The 18,641-nt window shown below is 74.0% G+C and carries 17 protein-coding genes and 1 pseudogene; 15 read left to right on the top strand and 3 right to left on the bottom strand.

Features of this window, described 5'->3' with window-relative positions; all coding sequences use genetic code 11:
• Nucleotides 1-8 precede the first annotated feature (8 nt).
• The 4 genes from O7622_RS01010 to O7622_RS00995 all read left to right on the top strand — a co-directional run bounded on the left by O7622_RS01010 (nucleotide 9) and on the right by O7622_RS00995 (nucleotide 4,963).
• Nucleotides 9-323: an MGMT family protein gene (locus tag O7622_RS01010; RefSeq protein WP_151501212.1), complete on the top strand. Its 315-nt coding sequence runs from the start codon at nucleotides 9-11 to the stop codon at nucleotides 321-323.
• Between the two features lie 32 nt (nucleotides 324-355).
• Nucleotides 356-1,759, top strand: a complete 1,404-nt coding sequence (locus tag O7622_RS01005) for an MFS transporter (protein ID WP_282311402.1) — start codon at nucleotides 356-358, stop codon at nucleotides 1,757-1,759.
• A 40-nt stretch (nucleotides 1,760-1,799) separates the two neighbouring features.
• Nucleotides 1,800-3,278, top strand: coding sequence for an aminotransferase class V-fold PLP-dependent enzyme (locus O7622_RS01000; RefSeq protein ID WP_282311401.1), 1,479 nt, complete (start codon nucleotides 1,800-1,802; stop codon nucleotides 3,276-3,278).
• Between the two features lie 107 nt (nucleotides 3,279-3,385).
• The gene (locus O7622_RS00995) at nucleotides 3,386-4,963 is read left to right on the top strand and encodes a D-glucuronyl C5-epimerase family protein (protein ID WP_282311400.1); all 1,578 of its coding nucleotides are present in this window, start codon (nucleotides 3,386-3,388) and stop codon (nucleotides 4,961-4,963) included.
• A 52-nt stretch (nucleotides 4,964-5,015) separates the two neighbouring features.
• Here the strand turns inward: O7622_RS00995 and O7622_RS00990 are convergent, their stop codons facing one another.
• Nucleotides 5,016-5,162, bottom strand: coding sequence for a hypothetical protein (locus tag O7622_RS00990; RefSeq protein WP_282311399.1), 147 nt, complete (start codon nucleotides 5,160-5,162; stop codon nucleotides 5,016-5,018).
• A gap of 92 nt (nucleotides 5,163-5,254) precedes the next feature.
• On the opposite strand from O7622_RS00990, the gene O7622_RS00985 reads away from it, so the two are divergent.
• Entirely contained in the window at nucleotides 5,255-5,815 is a 561-nt protein-coding gene (locus tag O7622_RS00985) for an NADH-quinone oxidoreductase subunit B (protein WP_216929907.1), read from the top strand.
• A gap of 36 nt (nucleotides 5,816-5,851) precedes the next feature.
• Complete coding sequence (locus O7622_RS00980; protein ID WP_282311398.1) at nucleotides 5,852-7,168, top strand: DUF2252 domain-containing protein; 1,317 nt, start codon at nucleotides 5,852-5,854, stop codon at nucleotides 7,166-7,168.
• A gap of 32 nt (nucleotides 7,169-7,200) precedes the next feature.
• Here O7622_RS00980 and O7622_RS00975 read toward each other — a convergent pair whose 3' ends face one another.
• Nucleotides 7,201-8,247 (bottom strand): glucose 1-dehydrogenase, encoded by a 1,047-nt coding sequence (locus O7622_RS00975; protein ID WP_282311397.1) that lies wholly within the window; start codon nucleotides 8,245-8,247, stop codon nucleotides 7,201-7,203.
• 103 nt (nucleotides 8,248-8,350) lie between these two features.
• On the opposite strand from O7622_RS00975, the pseudogene O7622_RS00970 reads away from it, so the two are divergent.
• Nucleotides 8,351-8,917: pseudogene (locus tag O7622_RS00970) on the top strand (NADH-quinone oxidoreductase subunit C); the annotation flags it as partial.
• A gap of 428 nt (nucleotides 8,918-9,345) precedes the next feature.
• The gene (gene nuoH / locus O7622_RS00965; RefSeq protein ID WP_013288672.1) at nucleotides 9,346-10,308 is read left to right on the top strand and encodes an NADH-quinone oxidoreductase subunit NuoH; all 963 of its coding nucleotides are present in this window, start codon (nucleotides 9,346-9,348) and stop codon (nucleotides 10,306-10,308) included.
• 165 nt (nucleotides 10,309-10,473) lie between these two features.
• Here the strand turns inward: nuoH and O7622_RS00960 are convergent, their stop codons facing one another.
• Nucleotides 10,474-11,547 (bottom strand): glutathione S-transferase C-terminal domain-containing protein, encoded by a 1,074-nt coding sequence (locus O7622_RS00960; RefSeq protein WP_282313998.1) that lies wholly within the window; start codon nucleotides 11,545-11,547, stop codon nucleotides 10,474-10,476.
• A gap of 63 nt (nucleotides 11,548-11,610) precedes the next feature.
• On the opposite strand from O7622_RS00960, the gene O7622_RS00955 reads away from it, so the two are divergent.
• The 7 genes from O7622_RS00955 to O7622_RS00925 all read left to right on the top strand — a co-directional run bounded on the left by O7622_RS00955 (nucleotide 11,611) and on the right by O7622_RS00925 (nucleotide 18,618).
• The gene (locus tag O7622_RS00955; protein WP_282311396.1) at nucleotides 11,611-12,033 is read left to right on the top strand and encodes an ester cyclase; all 423 of its coding nucleotides are present in this window, start codon (nucleotides 11,611-11,613) and stop codon (nucleotides 12,031-12,033) included.
• A 134-nt stretch (nucleotides 12,034-12,167) separates the two neighbouring features.
• Nucleotides 12,168-12,758 carry an NADH-quinone oxidoreductase subunit I gene (locus O7622_RS00950; protein ID WP_282311395.1) on the top strand — a complete coding sequence of 197 codons (591 nt, stop codon included), beginning with the start codon at nucleotides 12,168-12,170 and terminating at the stop codon, nucleotides 12,756-12,758.
• On the top strand, nucleotides 12,755-13,354 hold the full coding sequence (locus O7622_RS00945) for an NADH-quinone oxidoreductase subunit J (RefSeq protein WP_282311394.1): 600 nt from the start codon (nucleotides 12,755-12,757) through the stop codon (nucleotides 13,352-13,354). Before O7622_RS00950 ends, O7622_RS00945 begins: the two co-directional genes overlap by 4 nt.
• A complete protein-coding gene (gene nuoK, locus O7622_RS00940) occupies nucleotides 13,351-13,731 on the top strand; it encodes an NADH-quinone oxidoreductase subunit NuoK (protein ID WP_282311393.1) in 381 nt (126 codons plus the stop codon). The genes O7622_RS00945 and nuoK overlap by 4 nt, the downstream gene beginning before the upstream one ends.
• Nucleotides 13,728-15,653 (top strand): NADH-quinone oxidoreductase subunit L, encoded by a 1,926-nt coding sequence (locus O7622_RS00935; RefSeq protein ID WP_282311392.1) that lies wholly within the window; start codon nucleotides 13,728-13,730, stop codon nucleotides 15,651-15,653. Before nuoK ends, O7622_RS00935 begins: the two co-directional genes overlap by 4 nt.
• Nucleotides 15,650-17,155, top strand: a complete 1,506-nt coding sequence (locus O7622_RS00930) for an NADH-quinone oxidoreductase subunit M (RefSeq protein WP_282311391.1) — start codon at nucleotides 15,650-15,652, stop codon at nucleotides 17,153-17,155. The genes O7622_RS00935 and O7622_RS00930 overlap by 4 nt, the downstream gene beginning before the upstream one ends.
• Nucleotides 17,152-18,618 (top strand): proton-conducting transporter membrane subunit, encoded by a 1,467-nt coding sequence (locus O7622_RS00925; RefSeq protein ID WP_282311390.1) that lies wholly within the window; start codon nucleotides 17,152-17,154, stop codon nucleotides 18,616-18,618. The genes O7622_RS00930 and O7622_RS00925 overlap by 4 nt, the downstream gene beginning before the upstream one ends.
• Nucleotides 18,619-18,641 lie beyond the last annotated feature (23 nt).

Genomic DNA, 18,641 nt, shown 5'->3' with positions numbered 1-18,641 from the left:
GGCAGCTCGTGACACCTGACGAATACGTCGAGGCGGTGCTGGCACTGGTCGAGCGGATCCCGCCGGGGCGGGTGATGTCGTACGGGGCGGTGGCCGACGCGCTCGCCGACCGCTCGGGACGGGCCTCGCCGCGGCTGGTCGGCTCGATCATGGCGCGGCACGGGGGCGGGGTGCCGTGGCACCGGGTGGTGAACGCGGCCGGCCGGATGCCGCCGGGGCACGAGCGCAAGGCCCGGGAACGGCTGCTCGCCGAGGGGTGCCCGTTGCGTGGCGACCGGGTGGACCTGGCGGCGGCGTCCTGGTCACCGGAGGAGGGGATGTGACCCGGGACATAACGTGAGTAGCATTCGGCTCCATGACAGCTTCGGGCCTGCCCCGCCGGGTGCACCTCGGGTACGCGTTGGGTTCCCTGGTCACCGGCGCGTTCGGCACCGTGCCCGGGCTGCTCCTGCTGCCGTACCTCACCGACACGCTCGGCGTCGCCGCCGGGCTGGCCGCGCTGCTGGTGCTGCTGCCGAAGGCGTGGGACGTGCTGGTCAACCCGGTCGCCGGGCGGATCTCCGACCGGACCCGCTCCCGATGGGGCGCGCGCCGGCCGTACCTGCTCGGTGGCGGGCTGGCGCTCGCCGTGCTGTTCGCCTCGATCTTCGCCGCGCCGTTCGCCGACGGTCCGGCCGCCGCCGCGTACGTGGCGCTGGCGTTCCTGGCGACAGCCACCGCGTTCGCGTTCTTCCAGGTGCCCTACGTGGCCATGCCGGCCGAGCTGACCGCCGACCCGGCGGAGCGTACCCGGTTGATGACCTGGCGGATCGCGGTGCTGGCGCTGGCCATCCTGGTCTCCGGCGCGGTGGCCCCGGCGGTGGTGAGCGCGGGCGGCGACGGCGTTCCCGGCCACCGGTGGATGGGCCTGTTCGTGGCCGTGCTGATCGTCGCCGGTACCGTCGGCGTGTTCCTCGGCACCCGATCCGCGCCGACCGGGACGGTGGGCGAGAGCGAACCGAGTCTGCGCGCGCAGCTCGCTGTCGCCACCGGCAACCGGCCGTTCCGGGTGCTGCTGATCTGCTTCGTGATCCAGTCCGCCGGGGTGGCCACCGTGCTGGCCGGGGTGAAGTACTTCGCCGGCCAGGTGCTGCGCGAGCCGGACAGCGGCCCGACGCTGCTGTTCGCCTGCTTCGTGGCACCCGCGCTGCTGGTCATGCCGCTGTGGTCCCGGGCCGGCGCCCGGCTGGGCAAGCGGGCCTCGCTCGCCGCCGCGTCGCTGATCTTCGCCGCGGGCGCGCTGGCCCTGGTCGCCGCGCCCGCTCTGCCCGCCACCGCGGCCTACGCCGTGGTCGCGGTGATCGGCGTCGGGTACGCCGGCCAGCAGGTCTTCGCGCTGGCCATGCTGCCGGACTGCATCGCGTACGACACCGCGCGCACCGGGCGGCGGCAGGCCGGGGTGTTCACCGGGCTGTGGACGGCTGGGGAGACGTTCGGGCTGGCGCTGGGGCCGGGCATCTACGGCCTGGTGCTCCAGCTCTCCGGCTACGTCTCCTCGTCCACCGGCACCGCCGCCGTCCAGTCGGACACGGCTCGGCTCGGCGTGCTGCTCGGCTTCACAGTGCTGCCCGCCCTGCTGGTGGCGATCCCGCTGGTGCTGCTGCGCGGCTACACCCTGACCCCGGCCCAACTGACCACCGCGCCCGGGGCCGCCACACCGGGGCCCACCGCGTCCGGAGCCACCGAGTCCGGGGCGGGCGCCCCGGTCACGCGGGCGTGAGCACCGCATCGGCCGGCCCGTCCACGAGAGGAACCACCCGATGACCGACACGGCAGGCGGAGGCGCGCTGCCCGCGCGGGGGATGCCCGCGGCGGACGTGCTCGGCGAGATCCGCGCGCTGCGGGCCGCCGACCGTCCGACTCACGGCGGGCGGCTGTTCGCGTACGTCTACGACCCCGGCGTGGCCGGACTGGACGAGCTGGCGCAGGCCGCGTATGCGGAGAGCGCACACGTCAACGGCCTCGACCCGACCGCGTTCCCGTCGCTGCTGGCGATGGAGAACGCGCTCGTCGGCGCCGCCGCCCGGCTGCTCGGCGGCGGCCCCGGCACCGGCGCGCCGGACGTGGTCGGCAGCGTCACCAGCGGCGGCACCGAGTCGCTGCTGCTCGCCGTCAAGGCGGCCCGGGACGCCCGCCCCGACCTGACCGAGCCGCGGATCGTGGCGCCGGCCAGCGCGCACGCCGCGTTCGCCAAGGCGGCGCACTACCTGCGGGTCACGCTGGACACCGTGCCCGTCGACCCGGTGACGCTGCGGCCGGACCCGGCCGTGGTGGCCGCCGCGATCCGCCCGGAGACCGTGCTGGTGGTGGCGTCCGCGCCGTCGTACGCCCACGGGGTGGTCGACCCGGTGACCGAGATCGCCGCCGTCGCGCAGGCCGCTGGTGTGCGCTGCCACGTGGACGCCTGCTTCGGCGGCTGGACGCTGCCCTGGCTGCGCCGGCTCGGGGCGCCGGTGCCGCCGTTCGACTTCGCCGTACCCGGGGTCACCTCGATCTCGGTGGACCTGCACAAGTACGCCTACGCGCCGAAGGGCGTCTCGGTGCTGCTGCACCGCGATCCGGCGCTGCGCGCCCCGCAGTTCTTCGCGTACGCCGACTGGCCCGGGTACACGATGGTCAACCCGGTGATCGCCTCCACCCGGTCCGGCGGGCCGATCGCCGCCGCGTACGCCACACTTCGCCACCTCGGCGAGGACGGCTACCTGCGGCTGGCCGCCGCCACCAGGGCCGCGGTCGCCGGGCTGGCCGACGCGGTACGGGCCACCGGCGGCCTGCGGCTGACGGCCGAACCGGAGACCACAGTGGTCTGCTTCACCAGCGACGATCCGGGGCTCGACCTGTTCGTGCTCGTCGACGAGTTGACCGCGCGTGGCTGGCACACCCAGCCCCAGCTCACGTACGCCGATCTGCCGGCCAGCGTCCACCTCACTGTGACAGCGGCGGTGGCGCCCCGGATGGCGGAGTTCGGCCCGGCGCTGGCCGAGGCGGTCGCGGCGGCCCGCGTCGCCGGGCCGGTCGTGCTGCCGCCGGAGCTGCTGGCGCTGGCCGGCAGCCTCACGCCGGAGGCGCTCACCCCCGAGCTGGTGGCCGGGCTGGCCGGCGGACTCGGCCTGGCCGGCGGCGCCGGTGTGCCGGACCGGATGGCTGTGGTGAACACGCTGCTCGACACCGCCCCGCCGCGGCTGCGGGAACGGCTGCTCGCGGAGTTCGTCGGGTTGCTCCAGCGCCCGGCCTGGTGACGGGGGCGCTCGTCCGTTCGGCGGCAAAGTCGGGCGTTTCGGCGCCCGAAGCCCGTGTCCGTCCCTGCCTAGCATCAGGGCACATCGATGACACGGGGAGTGTTGCCATGATCACCGCTAAGTCACCACCTGTTCGCCGGTTCGTAGCAGTGATCGCGGCCGGCGCGATGGTCGGCCTGGCGCCGGCCGGTACCGCCCCAGCCGCGCCACCCGGCCCGGACCGCAGCGCCGACGTGTCCGGCGCGGACCCCGGGTGGGCGCCCGACCCGCTGGCCGACGGCGTGCCGCAGCTGCCCTCGCGGGACGTGGCGAAGACCAAGGAGCAGCAGCGGCGGGAGCGGGCGAGCGGGGCGACCGCCGCTGCCACGTACGCCCGCGACGGGCACCTGCCGAAGCCGCTGCCGCTCGCCGCCCAGCCCACGAACAGCAACCCGGCGCCGCTCGTCGACCGGGGACTGCACGACGCGCAGGGCGTTCGCATGTTCAGCTTCGCCGGGAAGACCTGGAACCATCCGGTCGGCCAGGCGCAGTGGGGCCTGGGCAACCTGGCCGCCTACCGGATCAGCGGCGACAAGCGGTTCCTCGACCGGGCCGTCGCCAACGCCCAGCGCAACATCGACCGCCGGGTCGAGTCCCGGGGCGCCTGGTGGTACCCGTACGACTTCGACCTGAGCCGCTGCGCGGGCCGTCCGCTGCTGCGCGCGCCCTGGTACAGCGGGATGGCGCAGGGCGAGATGCTCAGCCTCTTCGTCGGCCTGGCCGAGATCACCGGCGCGGCGAAGTGGCGGACGGCGGCGGACAACACGTTCCTGAGCCTGACGCTGCCGGTCGCCGCCAACGCGCCCTGGGCGAGCTGGGTCGACCCCAACGGGTTCCTCTGGCTGGAGGAGTACCCGGTGACCTTCGGCACCACGGGGGAACGGGTTCTCAACGGGCACACCTTCGCCCTGTACGGCGTGTACGACTACTGGCGGCTCACCGGCGACGAGCGGGCGGTCGCCGTCTTCGACGGCGCTGCGAGCACCGTCCGGCGGTACGTGCCGACCCACTTCCGGGTCAACCGGTGGGCCAGCAACTACTCGATGGGCTGCGCGCAGCCGCACGTGAAGTACCACCAGGTCCACACCGCGCAGAACCTCAAGCTCTACGAGATGACCACGTCGGCCACCTTCGCCACGTACGCGTACCTGCTGCGCTCGGACTACCCGGCGCCCGCCGTCAACGGTGCCGTGTCGTTCTCCGCCGGCACCCACGTCGGCTACACCTTCTCCAGCACCGGGGCCGTCCGGAGCCAGAAGACCATCAAGCTCACCCGGGCCTCCGGCGCCCAGACGAGCCAGCGGGTCCGCGTGTACGGGCGGGGCATCTACTACCAGATCACCAACGGCGCGCTCGCCGGTCATCTCGTCCCCGAGGCGTACGGGCAGCGCGTCCTGCTCGGCAAGGCGGTCGAGCACCGCTACGACCCGGCCCGGACGCTCTCCTTCCAGCCGGGCACCTACACCGGGTACGCGTATGACGCGGCGGGCAACGTGACCGGCTCCAAGCGGCTCACGTTCCCGGCCGCCTCGGTCGCGCCGCTGGGCGCCACCGCCTGGGTGAACGGGCGGCTCAGCTACCAGGTCACCGCCGGGGCGTACGCCGGTTACTGGCTGCCCCACACCACCGGGCTGGCGTTCACCTGAGATCGCACGCGCGGCCCGCCCGGATGCCGGGCGGGCCGCGCTGTGCGGTGGCTCAGCCGGTCACGCGGACGCTGAACGTCGTGGTGTTGTCCGCCGGGTCGACGTCCGCGACCGGCTCGCTCTCGTAGGCGGCCTCCACGGTGACGTGCCGCTGCCCACCTCGCCGGCCGGTGCCCGGAGGACGACGTCGAACGTGCACTGCGCGGGTGCCCCGTGGGGGTACGACACCGGAACGCGACCGCGGGCGCTGTGGTTGACTGGCGTCTCGGGGTTCTGCGAGGGAGGCCAGATATGCAGGTGCCGGCCGTGCTCGGCGAGCCGATCCGGTTCGTGCTGAACTGGGGCCGCCGCTACTCGCTCTGGGTCTTCAACTTCGGCCTGGCCTGCTGCGCCATCGAGTTCATCGCCACCAGCATGGGCCGGCACGACTTCATGCGGCTCGGCGTGATCCCGTTCGCCCACGGGCCCCGGCAGGCCGACCTCATGGTGGTCAGCGGCACCGTCACCGACAAGATGGCCCCGGCGGTCAAGCGGCTCTACGACCAGATGCCCGAACCGAAGTACGTGATCTCGTTCGGCGCCTGCTCCAACTGCGGCGGCCCGTACTGGGACTCCTACTCGGTGACCAAGGGCGTCGACCAGCTCATCCCGGTCGACGTGTACGTGCCCGGCTGCCCGCCCCGCCCGGAGGCGTTGCTCCACGGCATCCTCCGCCTCCAGGAGAAGATCGCCGCCGAGCAGTCCGGCGTGGGCGGCGTGCCCCGGCCCGACGCGCTCACCTCCCCGGCGGACGCCGTGGCGCGGCCGGTCGAGGCGCTCACCGCACCACCGGTACGTCCGCCGGTCGGCTGAACCGCCAGGTGGCGGCGCGGGGCTAGCCTGCGGCTCATGACCGACCTCGCGGAGAAGCGCTCCGCATTCATCATCGACGTGCTGACCGAGGAGTTCGGCGCGTCCATGGCGATCGACCCGGCGGCGTTCCGTCGCAAGTTCCGCAAGATGGCGGCGTCACCGTTCGCCTTCTATCGGGGCAGCGCCGCGCTGTTCTACGCCGACCAGCGCGGCGACTTCGGCAGCGACCGGTTCCTCGACGGGCGGACCAGCCGGGTGTGGATCCACGGTGACCTGCACGCCGAGAACTTCGGCACCTACATGAACGCCTCCGGGCAGCTCGTGTTCAACGTCAACGACTTCGACGAGGCGTACGTCGGGCCGTTCACCTGGGACCTGAAGCGCTTCGCCGCGAGCGTGGCGCTGCTCGGCTACGCCAAGGCGCTCTCCGACCGGGTGATCGGCGAGCTGGTGACCGGCTTCGCCCGGTCGTACCTGGCCGAACTGCGGGCCATCGCCGCGGGCGGGGACGACGCGATCGGCTCGATCACGCTCGACAACGCCGACGGTGTGCTGCGCCGGGTGCTCCAGCAGGCGCGGCTGAACACCCGGGTGGACCTGCTGGCCGCGCAGACCACTATCGACAACTACGAGCGCCGGTTCTCGGTCGGCGACGGCGTGCACGAGATCGACGACGCCACCCGGGAGAAGGTGTGCGCGGCGTTCGCCGACTACCTGCACACGCTGCCGGACTCGACCACCCGGATGCGCCCGGTCGCCGCGGGCATCAAGGACGTGGTGCTGCGCAAGGGCGTCGGCATCGGGTCGGCCGGGCTGCCGTCGTACAACCTGCTGCTGGAGGGGCACACCCAGGCGCTGGAGAACGACGTCGTCATCTACATGAAGCAGGCGCAGGTGCCGGCCGTGGCGCGGTACGTCGACGACGAGCGGGTCCGGTCGTACTTCCGGCACCAGGGGCACCGCACGGCCGAGTCGCAGCGCGCGTTGCAGGCGCACGCCGATCCGTGGCTGGGCTTCACCGAGCTGGACGGCGTCGGGCAACTCGTCGCCGAGGTGTCCCCGTACGCGGCGGACCTGGACTGGGCCGACGTGAACGAGCCGGAGGAACTCGCCGGCGTGCTCGCCGACCTGGGCCGGGCGGTGGCCCGGATGCACTCGGTCGCGGACGACGAGTCCAGCCACGACCTGGTCGACTACTCCACCGAGGAGGCGATCGTCGCGGTCGTCGACGCCGACCCGGAGGCGTTCGTCGGCTACCTGGTCGACTTCGGCCACCGGTACGGGATCCGGGCGCGCGAGGACCACCAGCTCTTCGTGGACCTGTTCCGCAACGGCCGGCTACCAGGCATCTGAGAGGGCCGGGGCGCCGGATCCGGCGCCCCGCCTCACTGCGTGAAGTCCAGCACCGCCTTGATGTCCTCACCGACCGAGGCGTACGCCTCGCGGTAGTTCGACAGCGGCACCCGGCGGGTGATCAGCGACGTCAGCCACGACTGTTCGGCCTGGGCGAGCGCCTCGGCGGCCATCTCCCAGTGCCGCCGGCCGGCGTTCACCGAGCCGAATACCACGTTGTTCTCCAGCACCAGCTCCCGGTTGAGCGCCCCGGCGTCGAAGTCGATGGTCCGCCCGCCGCTTGACACACCGGTCAGGCAGACGATGCCGGTCGGCGCGGCCTTGCACATGGCGTCCAGCACCACTGTGGGCGCGCCTGTGCACTCGATCACCACGTCCGGCTTCACGTCCAGCTCGGGCACGGTCGTCGTGTGGTACGTCGCCCCGAGCGCGCGGACCAGCTCCGGCTTCGGCCCGGTGGTGTTGCGGTCCAGCACGTGCACCGACAGCCCACGCTGGCTGCCCAGCAGCGCGGCCAGCAGCCCGATCGGCCCGGCACCGGTGACCAGCACGGTCATCGGTTTCCACTCGGCCCGGCGGCCGATCCGCTCGATGTGGTCCCACGCCTTCGCCACCACGCTCGTCGGCTCCAGCAGCACGCCCACCGATGCGAGCGCCGGGTCCAGGCCGACGGCGAACTTGGGCTGCAACCGCCAGCGCTCCCGGGCGAAACCGGGCAGTGCCTTGATGCCGTGCTCGGTGTACCGACCGTTGCGGCACATGTCCCACTCGTCCACCGCGCAGTTCGCGCAGGGCACCGGATCGGGGTGGCGGACCACGCCGGCGACCAGGTCGCCGGTCTGCAACGTGCCTGTGGGATCCTCCAGCACGCGGCCCAGCGACTCGTGCCCGAGCACCAGCCGCTCCTGTCCCGGCGGCGCCTCGCCGTACTCGCCGGCCACGATCTCGTGGTCGGTGCCGCAGACACCCACCGCCAGCGCCTCGACCAGGATCGCGCCCTCCTCGGGCGGTGGCTCGGGCCAGTCCTCGGCGAGCCGCAGCGAATCCGGGACACCGGGGGTCACAGTCACAGCGCGCACGGACCTCATCTTTCCGCGCGCTACCGCCGCCCGTCCGGCAAAGCGGCGATCCCGGCACGGGCGGCCCGACCCGGTCCGCAGCCGTCGGCCATAGGATCAGCGCATGACTCCGGAAGAGGTCGGCCGGCGGGTGGTCGCGCTGCTCGCGCCCGTCGAGGCCACCGCATCGGTCTCCGGCGGTCAGGGGTACGCCCGCGCCACCGTCGACGTACCCCCGGCGAGCTGGGCGGACGCGGTGCGTGCGGCGCGCGACGACGCCGACCTGGATCTCGACTTCCTGGACTGGCTGTCGGCGGTGGACGAGCTGGCCGACGGCTTCGACGTGGTGCTGCACCTCTGGTCGGTCCGCCACCGGCACGGGCTGCTGCTACGCACGCGGGTGCTGCGGGACACGCCTGTCGTCGCGTCGGTGGTCGACCTGTTCCCCGGCGCCGCGTGGCACGAGCGCGAGACGCACGAGATGTTCGGCATCGGCTTCGCCGGCCACGGTGAGCTGCGTCCGCTGCTGCTGCCACCGGAGTTCGAGGGGCATCCGCTGCGCAAGGAGTTCGTCCTCGCCTCCCGGGTCGCCAAGCCGTGGCCCGGCGCGAAGGAGCCGGGCGAGTCGGAGGCGGGCGGCGGCCGTCGGCCGGTCCGGCCGCCGGGCGTGCCCGCGCCGGGGCAGTGGGGCACGACGCCCACGCCGGCGGGTGCGGCGGGCGCGGGTGAGGGCCCCCGCGGGGGTACGCCGGCGCGCCCGGCCCGCGAACGCCCGGCGCGGCCCGCTCCGGGCGGGCGTCCGGCGCGGCGTCCTTCCGGGGAGGCTTCGGCGCGGCCCGCTGCCGGGGATGGCCCGGCGCGGTCTGCTCCTGGTGAGCGTCCGGCTCGGCCTGCTGCTCCCGGTGAGTGGTCAGCGCGGCCGACCGCCGGGGAGGGTGAGGCGCGGCCCGCTGCCGGGGATCCTCCGGAGCGGCCTGTTTCCGGGGAGCCCGGGGTGGGATCCGGTGCTGCTGCTCCGGCGGCCGACGAGGCGGGTCCGCTCGGGCGGCCGCTGCCAGGGGAACGGCCGACCGGGCCGCCCCGCCAGGAGCCGGAGCCCGACGCGGCGGGGGAGAGCTGATGCCGGACTGGTTGGAGCTGGTCCTGCGCGTGGCAGGCGTGCTCGTCGCGTTCCTCACGCTGCCGCTGATCGTGGGCCAGGCCGAGCACAAGGTGATGGCGCACATGCAGGGCCGGCTGGGCCCGATGTACGCGGGCGGCTTCCACGGCTGGGCCCAACTGGTCGCCGACGGCATCAAGTTCGTGCAGAAGGAGGACGTCACGCCGCGCGACGCGGACCGGCCGGTGTTCCGGCTGGCGCCCGCTGTGGCGCTGGTGCCGTACCTGCTGGTGCTGCTCGTCATCCCGCTCGGGCCGGGTGACCTGGTCGCCCAGCCGCTGGACATCGGCCTGTTCTTCGTGCTCGCCGTGGTGGGCGTCGGCGTGCTGGCGGTGCTCATGTCCGCGTGGGCGTCGGCGAACAAGTACAGCCTGCTCGGCGGGCTGCGCGGCGCCGCCCAGCTGCTCGGGTACGAGCTGCCGCTGGTGCTGGCCGCCGCCTCGGTGGCGATGGCGGCGGGCACGCTCAGTCTGCCGGGCATCGTGGAGGCGTGGCAGCCGTGGTGGCTGCTGTGGCAGGCGCCGGCCATGGTGATCTTCTTCGTGGCGGGGCTGGCGGAGATCCGCCGTCCGCCGTTCGACATGCCGGTGGCCGACTCCGAGCTGGTCTTCGGCTACATGACCGAGTACACCGGCCTGCGGTTCGCGTTCTTCCTGCTCGCCGAGTACGTGGGCATCGTGGTGATCGCGGCGCTGACCACGGTGCTGTTCCTCGGTGGCTGGCAGGGCCCGTTCGCCGACGCGCAGCTCGGCTGGCTGTGGACGCTGCTCAAGGTCTTCGCCGTCGCCTTCGTGATCATCTGGCTGCGGGTGAGCTACCCGAGGCTGCGCGAGGACCAGCTCCAGCGCCTCTGCTGGCTGGTCCTGGTCCCCCTGGCCCTGGCCCAGCTCGTCCTGACCGCAGCAGTCCGCCTGGCCCTGTAGCCCGCCCTCCCCTCGCCCCACCTTCCCGGCGATCTTGCACTTTCTGCCCCGGCGAAACGGGCAGAGCGCCCAGGCGCAGGGCCCAAAGTGCAAGATCGGTGGGGCGGGCGAGGCAGGGCGGGGCGAGGAGGGAGGGCGGGGCGAGGGAAGGGGGAGGGGGCGGGGTCAGCGCAACGGGGTGTGGGACGGGTCCACCCGCTCGGACGGGGGTGGGGGCGGGGGTGGGGTGCCGTCGCCGAAGGGACGACCGCCCAGCTCCTCCCGCCCGTGCGGGATCAGCCAGTTGCTCAGGTCGGGGCCGAGCGGCACGATCCCGGTCGGGTTGATGTCCCGGTGGACCTCGTAGTAGTGCCGCTTGATGTGGACGAAGTCGATCGTGTCGCCGAAGCCGGGCGTGGTGAACAGGTCACGGGCGTACGCCCACAGCACCGGCATCTCGCTGAGCTTCTGCCTGTTGCACTTGAAGTGCCCGTGGTAGACCGGGTCGAAGCGGACGAGCGTGGTGAACAGCCGCACGTCCGCCTCGGTGATCGTGTCGCCGACCAGATACCGCTGACCGGTCAGCCGCTCGCTCAGCCAGTCCAGCCGGTCGAACAGCGGGTGGTACGCCTTGTCGTACGCCTCCTGGCCACCGGCGAAGCCGCACCGGTAGACGCCGTTGTTGACGTCGGCGAAGACGACCTCGTTCACCTCGTCGATCTCGCCGCGCAGCGGTTCCGGGTAGAGGTCCGGCGCGCCCGGCCGGTGGTGCGCCGTCCACTCGGTTGTGAGGTCCAGGCTCATCTGCGCGTAGTCGTTCGTCACGACCTGCCCGGTGGGCACGTCGACGAGCGCCGGCACGGTGATGCCGCGCTCGTAGCCGGGGAAACGGGCGAAGTACGCGTCGGCCAGCCGCTCGATGCCGAGCACCGGGTCCTTGCCGTCCGGGTCGAGGTCGAACGTCCAGCTCCGCTTGTCGTGGGTGGGCCCGGCCACGGCCATCGAGATGGCGTCCTCCAGCCCGAGCAGGCGCCTGACGATGATCAGCCGGTTGGCCCAGGGGCAGGCCCGGCTGACCGCCAGCCGGTAGCGCCCCGGCTCCACCGGCCACCCGTCCCGCTCGTCCGCGGTGATCCGGGTGGCGATGTAACGCTGGTCGCGGGTGAACTCGCCGCCCGGCTCCACGTACTTGCCGCCGGTCCGGTCCAGAACCTCGTCGTCGCTGCCCACACCCACCTCCGAGTTCGCTTTCGCTCCCATCATGGTCGCTCCGGCGGCTCCCGGCAGGGCGAGTGCCCCGGAGAGGGGCATAGGCTGCCCGCCGTGACCGATGTGGAGGCGGTAGCCCGGCGTTTCGTCGCCGACGTGTGGAACGCGGGGCGCGAGGAGAGCGCGTACGAGCTGGTGGCGGCGGACTGCCCGGGCCTGGGCGGCACCGGCCCGGCGGCGGTGCTGGCGTGGCACCGGGACCGGCGGGCGTCGTTCCCCGACCTGCGCTACAAGATCGTCGAGGTGGTGGCGACCGGTACGCGGGTGGCGGTGCGCTGGCGGGCCGCCGGCACCCAGGCCGGGCAGTTCGGGCCGGTGCCGCCGACCGGCCGCGTGGTCAGCTACTCCGGGGCCACGTTCCTGCGCTTCGACGGCGACGGGCGGATCGTGGACGTGTGGAGCGTCAACGAGCTGTTCCAGGTGCTCCTGCAGCTCGGCGTGGAGATGCTGCCGCCGCTCACACCCGGCGAGGCGTGATCCGGCTGACCGGAAGGTTCACCGGGAAGGCGTGAGGTCCTTCCCGGCGCGTCGTTCTCCCCGCGCTCACGATCCCGCCGCCAAAGGCCGGGTGGTGGTCGCGCGCGCCGGGGCCACAGGGCAGGATGGGCGGCATGAGCGAGCACGGTGGAGTGCCCGGCGGGGGCCTGGTGAAGGGCCTGGCGGTCACGTTGAAGACGATGACCCGCCGCTCGACCACCCAGCAGTACCCGGACGTCGAGCCTGAGCTGCCGCCCCGCTCCCGTGGCGTGATCGCGCTGCTGGAGGAGAACTGCACGGTCTGCATGCTCTGCGCCCGCGAGTGCCCGGACTGGTGCATCTACATCGACTCGCACAAGGAGGAGGTGGCGGTGCCCGGCGCCGCCCGCCCCCGCCAGCGCAACGTGCTCGACAAGTTCGACATCGACTTCTCGCTCTGCATGTACTGCGGCATCTGTGTCGAGGTCTGCCCGTTCGACGCGCTCTACTGGTCGCCCGAGTTCGAGTACGCCGAGTACGACATCAAGGACCTGCTGCACGACAAGGACCACCTGGGCGAGTGGATGGCCACAGTGCCGCCGCCGCCGGCTCACGACCCGCTCGGCGACCCGGCCAAGGAGGAGACCACCGCCGCCCGGAAGGCGGCGGGTCCGTCGGCCCGTCCGGCTCCTTCCCGGGTACGCCCCGACGCCGCCACCGATCCGGGCGGAGGCACCGCCTCATGACCGGTGCGGACGTCCTGCTGCTCGCGCTGGGCGCGGTGGCGGTGGGCGCGGGTGCGCTGGTGGTCGCCACCCGCCACCTGGTCCGGGCCGGGTTGTGGCTGGTGGTGTGCCTGGGCGCGCTGGCCGGTGACTACCTGGTGCTGACCGCCGAGCTGGTGGCCTGGGTGCAGGTGCTCATCTACGTGGGCGCGGTGGTGGTGCTGCTGCTGTTCGCGGTGATGCTGACCCGCGCGCCGATCGGCCCGTCGGACGACCTGGACCGGCCGGGATGGGCCGCCGCGCTCGTCGGCGCCGGCAGCGGCCTGGGCCTGGCGGTGCTGCTGATCGACGCGTTCCGCTGGTCCCGGGTGGACCTGCCCGCCGCTGGTACCGCCGAGGGCCTCGGCGAGCAACTGTTCCGTTCCTGGGTGCTGCCGTTCGAGGTGCTGTCGGTGCTGCTGCTGGCCGCGCTGGTCGGCGCGATAGTGCTGTCCCGCCCGGACATCGGCCGCCCGGCCGCGCCCAGCCCGGCCGCCGGTCCCGCCGACGGCGACCGGACCGGCGGGGACGGCCCGGCCCGCGCCGCGCGGGCCGCCGACGAGGGCGGGCGCCCGTGAGGCCGGTCATCCCGTACGTCACCGCCGCGCTGCTGTTCGGCCTCGGCGTGTACGGCGTGCTGCGCCGCCGCAACGCCGTCCTGGTGCTGATGGCGGTGGAGCTGATGCTGAACGCGGTGAACCTGGTGCTGGTCACCGCCGACACCACCGTCAAGGCCGTGCTGCCGCACTCCGGTCAGGTGTTCGCGCTGTTCGTGATCGTGCTCGCCGCCGCCGAGATCGGTGTCGGGCTGGCCATCGTGCTCCAGCTCTACCGGCTGCGCGCCGGCGTCGCAGTCGACGACGTGCCGCTCGACGAACCGGCGCCGGCGGTCGCGGTGGCGCCGGGCGGGCTGCCGACGACGGCCGTGCCCGGCACGGAAGGAGCGGTCCGGTGAGCACGCCGACGCTGTGGCTCGCGGCGGTGCTGCCGGCGGCGCCGCTCGTCGCCGGGCTGCTCGGCCTGCTGCTGCCGCCCGCCCCGCGACAGGACCGGGCGGCGGCCCGCCGGTCGGCTGTCGCGCTGGGCGTGGCCGGGGCGGCCGTGTCGCTGCTGGCCGCGCTGGCGCTGCTGCTCCGCGTGGACGCCCCGGTCGAGGCGTCCACCACCTGGGTCGACCTGGGCGGGCTGCGGGTCACGCTGGGCCTGCGCGTGGACGGCGTCGCGGTGCTCGTCGCCACCGCCGTCGCGGCTGTGGCGCTGGCCGTGCAGGTCTACTCGATCGGCTACCTGCGCCGGGGTCCGCACGACGACGTGGACGTCGACCACCGTTACCCGCCGTACGCGGCGCAGTTGAGCCTCTTCACCGCAGCCATGCTCACGGTGGTGGTGTCCGGCGACCTGATCATGTTGCTGGTCGGCTGGGAGGTGATGGGCGTCTGCTCGTACCTGCTCATCGCCCACGACCGGCGGCTGCCCGAGGCGCCGGGCGCGGCGGTGAAGGCGTTCCTGGTCACCCGCGTGGGTGACGTCGGCTTCCTGCTCGGTATCGCGCTGCTCGGCGTGGGTGCGGGCAGCTTCCGGATCGCCGACGTGCTGGCCCACGACTACGGCACCGGCACGCTCACCGCCGCCTGCCTGCTGCTGCTCGCCGGGGTGGCGGGCAAGAGCGCCCAGTTCCCGCTGCACACCTGGCTGCCGGACGCGATGGCCGGTCCCACGCCGGTGTCCGCGCTGATCCACGCCGCGACGATGGTCGCCGCCGGGGTGTACGCGGTGGCCCGGCTGTTCCCGCTGTTCCAGCGCGCACCGGCCGCGCTCGCCGTGCTGGGCGTGCTGGCCGCGATCACCATGCTGCTCGGTGCGTTCGCCGCCACCGCGCAGGACGACATCAAGCGCGTGCTCGCCTGGTCGACGGTGTCCCAGATCGGTTACATGACCGGCGCGCTCGCCGTCGGCGCGCCCGCTGCCGCGCTGTTCCACCTGCTCACCCACGCCGCGTTCAAGGCGCTGCTGTTCCTCGCCGCCGGTGCGGTGATCCACGCCGTCGGCACCACGCTGATGTCCCGGATGGGCGGCCTGCGTACCGCCATGCCCGTGACGTTCTGGTGCATGGTGGTCGGCCTCGGCGCGCTGGCCGGCGTACCCCCGCTCTCGGGTTTCTGGAGCAAGGACGGCGTGCTCGCCGCCGCCGAGGCGGCCGCGTTCGACGGCGCCGGGCCGACAGCGGCCTGGGTCGGCTGGCTGGTCTGGCTGGCCGGGCTGGTCGGCGTGGCGGTGACCGCCTGGTACGCGACCCGGCTGCTGCTGCGCACGTTCCTCGGCTCGACCCGCACGCCGCTGCTGCGGCCGCACGACCCGCCCGCGCTGCTGCGCCTGCCGGTGCTGCTGCTCGCGGTCCCGGCCGCGCTGCTCGGCCTGGCCGCGTTCGCGCCCTGGTTCGCCGACCGGCTGCGCGTGCCCGGCGACGACACCGGCGAGGCGGTCGAGCTGGTGCACCTCGCGCCGAACCTGATCCTGCCGTTCCTGCTGCTGCTCGCCGGTGCAGGCGTCGCCTGGGCGGGCTGGCGCCGCGATCCGGCCGCCGACCCGGCCCGCCTCCTGGGTCCGCTGCGGCCGGTCTTCGCCCGGGCGTTCCGGCTCGACGACGTCCAGCACACCCTCGTCGTACGCCCGGCGGGCGCGCTCGCGCGGGTCGTGCGTACCGGTGACGAACTGGGCGTGGACGGCCTGGTCGAGGGCAGCGGCCGGGCGGCGGTCGAGGTGGGCGGCGGCCTGGCCGCACTGCACCGGGCGGCGCTGCCGCGCGCGGCGGCCGGGGTGCTCGCGGGCGCGCTGCTGATCGGCCTCGCGGTCGCGCTGATCGGAGTGACCTCATGACGTTCGGGCAGGTCCTGCTGGTCGCCGTGGTCGCGGTCCCGGCGCTCGGCGCGCTGGCCACAGCCGTCGTGCCCGGTGACCGGGCCGGCCGGGTGGCCGGCACCGCTGCGGCCGCGCTGACCCTGCTGGCGACGCTGCCGCTGGTCGGCGGCGACCACGGCTGGTTCGGGTACGGGCCACGCCCGGCGGTGCAGCCGTGGCACCAGCTCGACCTGCAGTGGGTGCCCGGGCTCGACCTGCGCTTCCACCTGGGCGTGGACGGCATCTCCTGGCCGCTCGTGGTGCTGACCGCGCTGCTCACGCTGCTGTGCTGCGCGTACACGCTGTGGCGGGTGCCGCCCGGCGGCGGCAGCGGGCGCACGCTCGTGGCGTTGCTGCTCGTGGTCGAGGTCGGCATCGTCGGCACGTTCCTCGCGCTCGACCTGGTGTTGTTCTTCCTGTTCTTCGAGGTCGTCCTGCTGCCGATGTACGCGGTGATCGCCGGCTGGGGCGGCGCGGACCGTCGTCGGGCGGCCCGCAAGTTCGCGCTCTACACGCTGTTCGGCTCGGTGCTGCTGCTCGTCGGCGTCTACGTCGTGGTGGCCGCCGCGGGCACCGCCGACCTGGTCACGCTCACCGGCGGCGCCGGGCTGTCCCGGGGCACCCAGCTCGCCGCGTTCACGCTGCTGGCGCTGGCGTTCGCGGTGAAGAGCCCGCTCTGGCCGCTGCACTCGTGGCTGCCCGACGCGCACACCCAGGCGCCCACCGTCGGCAGCGTGATCCTCGCCGGGGTGCTGCTCAAGATGGGCACGTACGGGCTGATCCGGGTCGCCGTCGGGGTGGCCCCGGAGGGCGCCCGCTGGGCCGCGCCGGTGCTCGGCGTGCTCGCCGTCGCCGCGATCATGATCGGTGGCCTGGTCTGCCTGGCGCAGGACGACCTGAAGCGGCTGATCGCGTACTCCAGCGTGGGGCACATGGGCTTCGTGCTGCTCGGGGTCGCCACGCTCACCGCCACCGGGCTCCAGGCCGCGCTGATCGGCAACATCGCCCACGGCGTCATCACCGGCCTGCTGTTCTTCCTGGCCGGGGCGGTCAAGGACCGCGCGCACACCGGCTCGCTGGCCGAGCTGTCCGGGCTGCGGGAGACCGCGCCCCGGCTGGCCGGGCTGCTCGGGTTCGCGGCTGTCGCCTCGCTGGGGCTGCCCGGCCTGGCCGGGTTCTGGGGTGAGGCGTTCGCCGTGGTCGCCGCCGTGCAGCGGGGCGGCCCGCTCTGGCTGACCCTCGCCGTGCTGGCCGCGCTGGGCGGGGCGCTCACCGCCGCGTACTTCCTGCGGCTGCTGCGCCGGGTCACCCACGGGCGGCCCAGCCCGGCGGTGGCCGGGCTCGCACCCGGGCTGGCCGGGGCGGAACTGACCGCCTGGGCGCCGCTGGTGCTGCTCGCGCTCGCGGTCGGCCTGGCCCCGGCGCTCGTGTTGTCGTACGCCTCCGGTCCGGTGGAGGCGCTGCTGGGGGTCGTCCCATGAGCCTGGTGCAGCCTGTCGACAACCTGGCGATGCTGCCCGCGTACCTGGCCGCCGGTACGGCCGTACTGGTGCTCCTGTTCGACCTGCTGGTGGCCCGGCCCGCCGTCACGGTGGCGGTGGCGGCGCTCGGCGCGGCCGGCACCGCGGCCGGCGCGGCACTGGTCGGGGCGGCCGGTGAGCGGCGCACGTTCTGCGTGGGCGCGGACTGCTCCTGGGTGTGGGGTGGCCGGGCCGCTCTGGTCGGGGCCGTGATCGCCCTGCTCACGCTCGGCGTGCTGGCGCTGTCCGGCCCGCTGCTGCGTGCCGGGCGCACACCGGTCGGCGAGTACTGCTTCCTGCTCGCCTGCGCGATGACAGGCGGCGTGGTGCTCGGCGCCGCCGGCGACCTGATCACGCTGATCGTGGCGCTGGAGACGCTGACGCTGCCGCTGTACGTGCTGGTCGGCCTGCGCCGGGGCAGCCTCGCGGGAGCCGAGGCGGCGGTGACGTTCTTCGTGGTGAGCGTGGTCGCCACCACTGTGACGCTGCTCGGCGCGGCGCTGCTCTACGCGGTCACCGGCACGCTGCACCTGGACCGGCTCGGCGCCACACTGGCCGCCCGTGACGACCTGACCGATCTGCCGCTGACCACGGTCGCTGTGGCGCTCGTGGTGGCCGGGCTGGCGTTCAAGGTCGCCGCCGTGCCGTTCCACGCCTGGGCCCCTGCCACGTACGACGGCGCGCCGCTGCCGGTGGCCGCGTACCTGTCGACCGCCTCGAAGCTCGGTGGCGTGGTGGCGCTGCTGGCTGTGGTGCAGCGGGCGCTGCCGGGTGACGTGACCGGCCCGGTGCTGGCGGCGCTGGCGGTGCTGACCATGACCGTCGGGAACCTGGTGGCGCTGCGTCAGCGGCGTACCGTGCGGCTGCTCGCCTGGTCGTCGGTGGCCCAGGCTGGGTACATCCTGGCGCCGCTGGGCGCGCTGGCGCTGACCGCGGGCCGCACCGGCGACGCGCGGGCTGCCGCGTACGCAGCAGCCGTCGCGTACGCGATCTTCTTCGTGCTGCTGGAGCTGGCCGCGTTCGCCGCTGTGGTGGCGTTGCGTCCGGCGGACGGTGACGGCGGCACGCTCGCCGACCTGCGTGGCGCGGCGCGGCGGCACCCGTGGGTGGGCGGCGCGTTGGCGCTGGCGCTGATCGGGCTGGCCGGGCTGCCGCCGGGCCTGGCCGGGCTGTTCGCCAAGGTGACAGTGGTACGCGCGCTGCTGGCCGGGCACGCGGGCTGGCTGGCGCTCGTGGTGGCGCTGAACGCGGTGATCGGCCTGGCCTACTACCTGCGGGTCACCGCCTCCCTCTACGCGACGCCGACCGGCGCGCCGACGGTCCGGCCCGCGCGGACAGTGGTGCTGGCGCTCGGCGTGGCCACCGCCGCGGCGGTGGTGATCGGTTTCGCACCGCAGCTCGTGCTGGACGTGGCGGCGCGCTGACCGGTTCCTACCCGGATGGGCGA

The organism is Micromonospora sp. WMMD1076 (assembly GCF_029581475.1).
Lineage (GTDB): Bacteria > Actinomycetota > Actinomycetes > Mycobacteriales > Micromonosporaceae > Micromonospora > Micromonospora aurantiaca.
The sequence above is the reverse complement of the archived record's forward strand: the minus strand, read 5'-3'. Positions and strand labels throughout refer to the sequence as shown.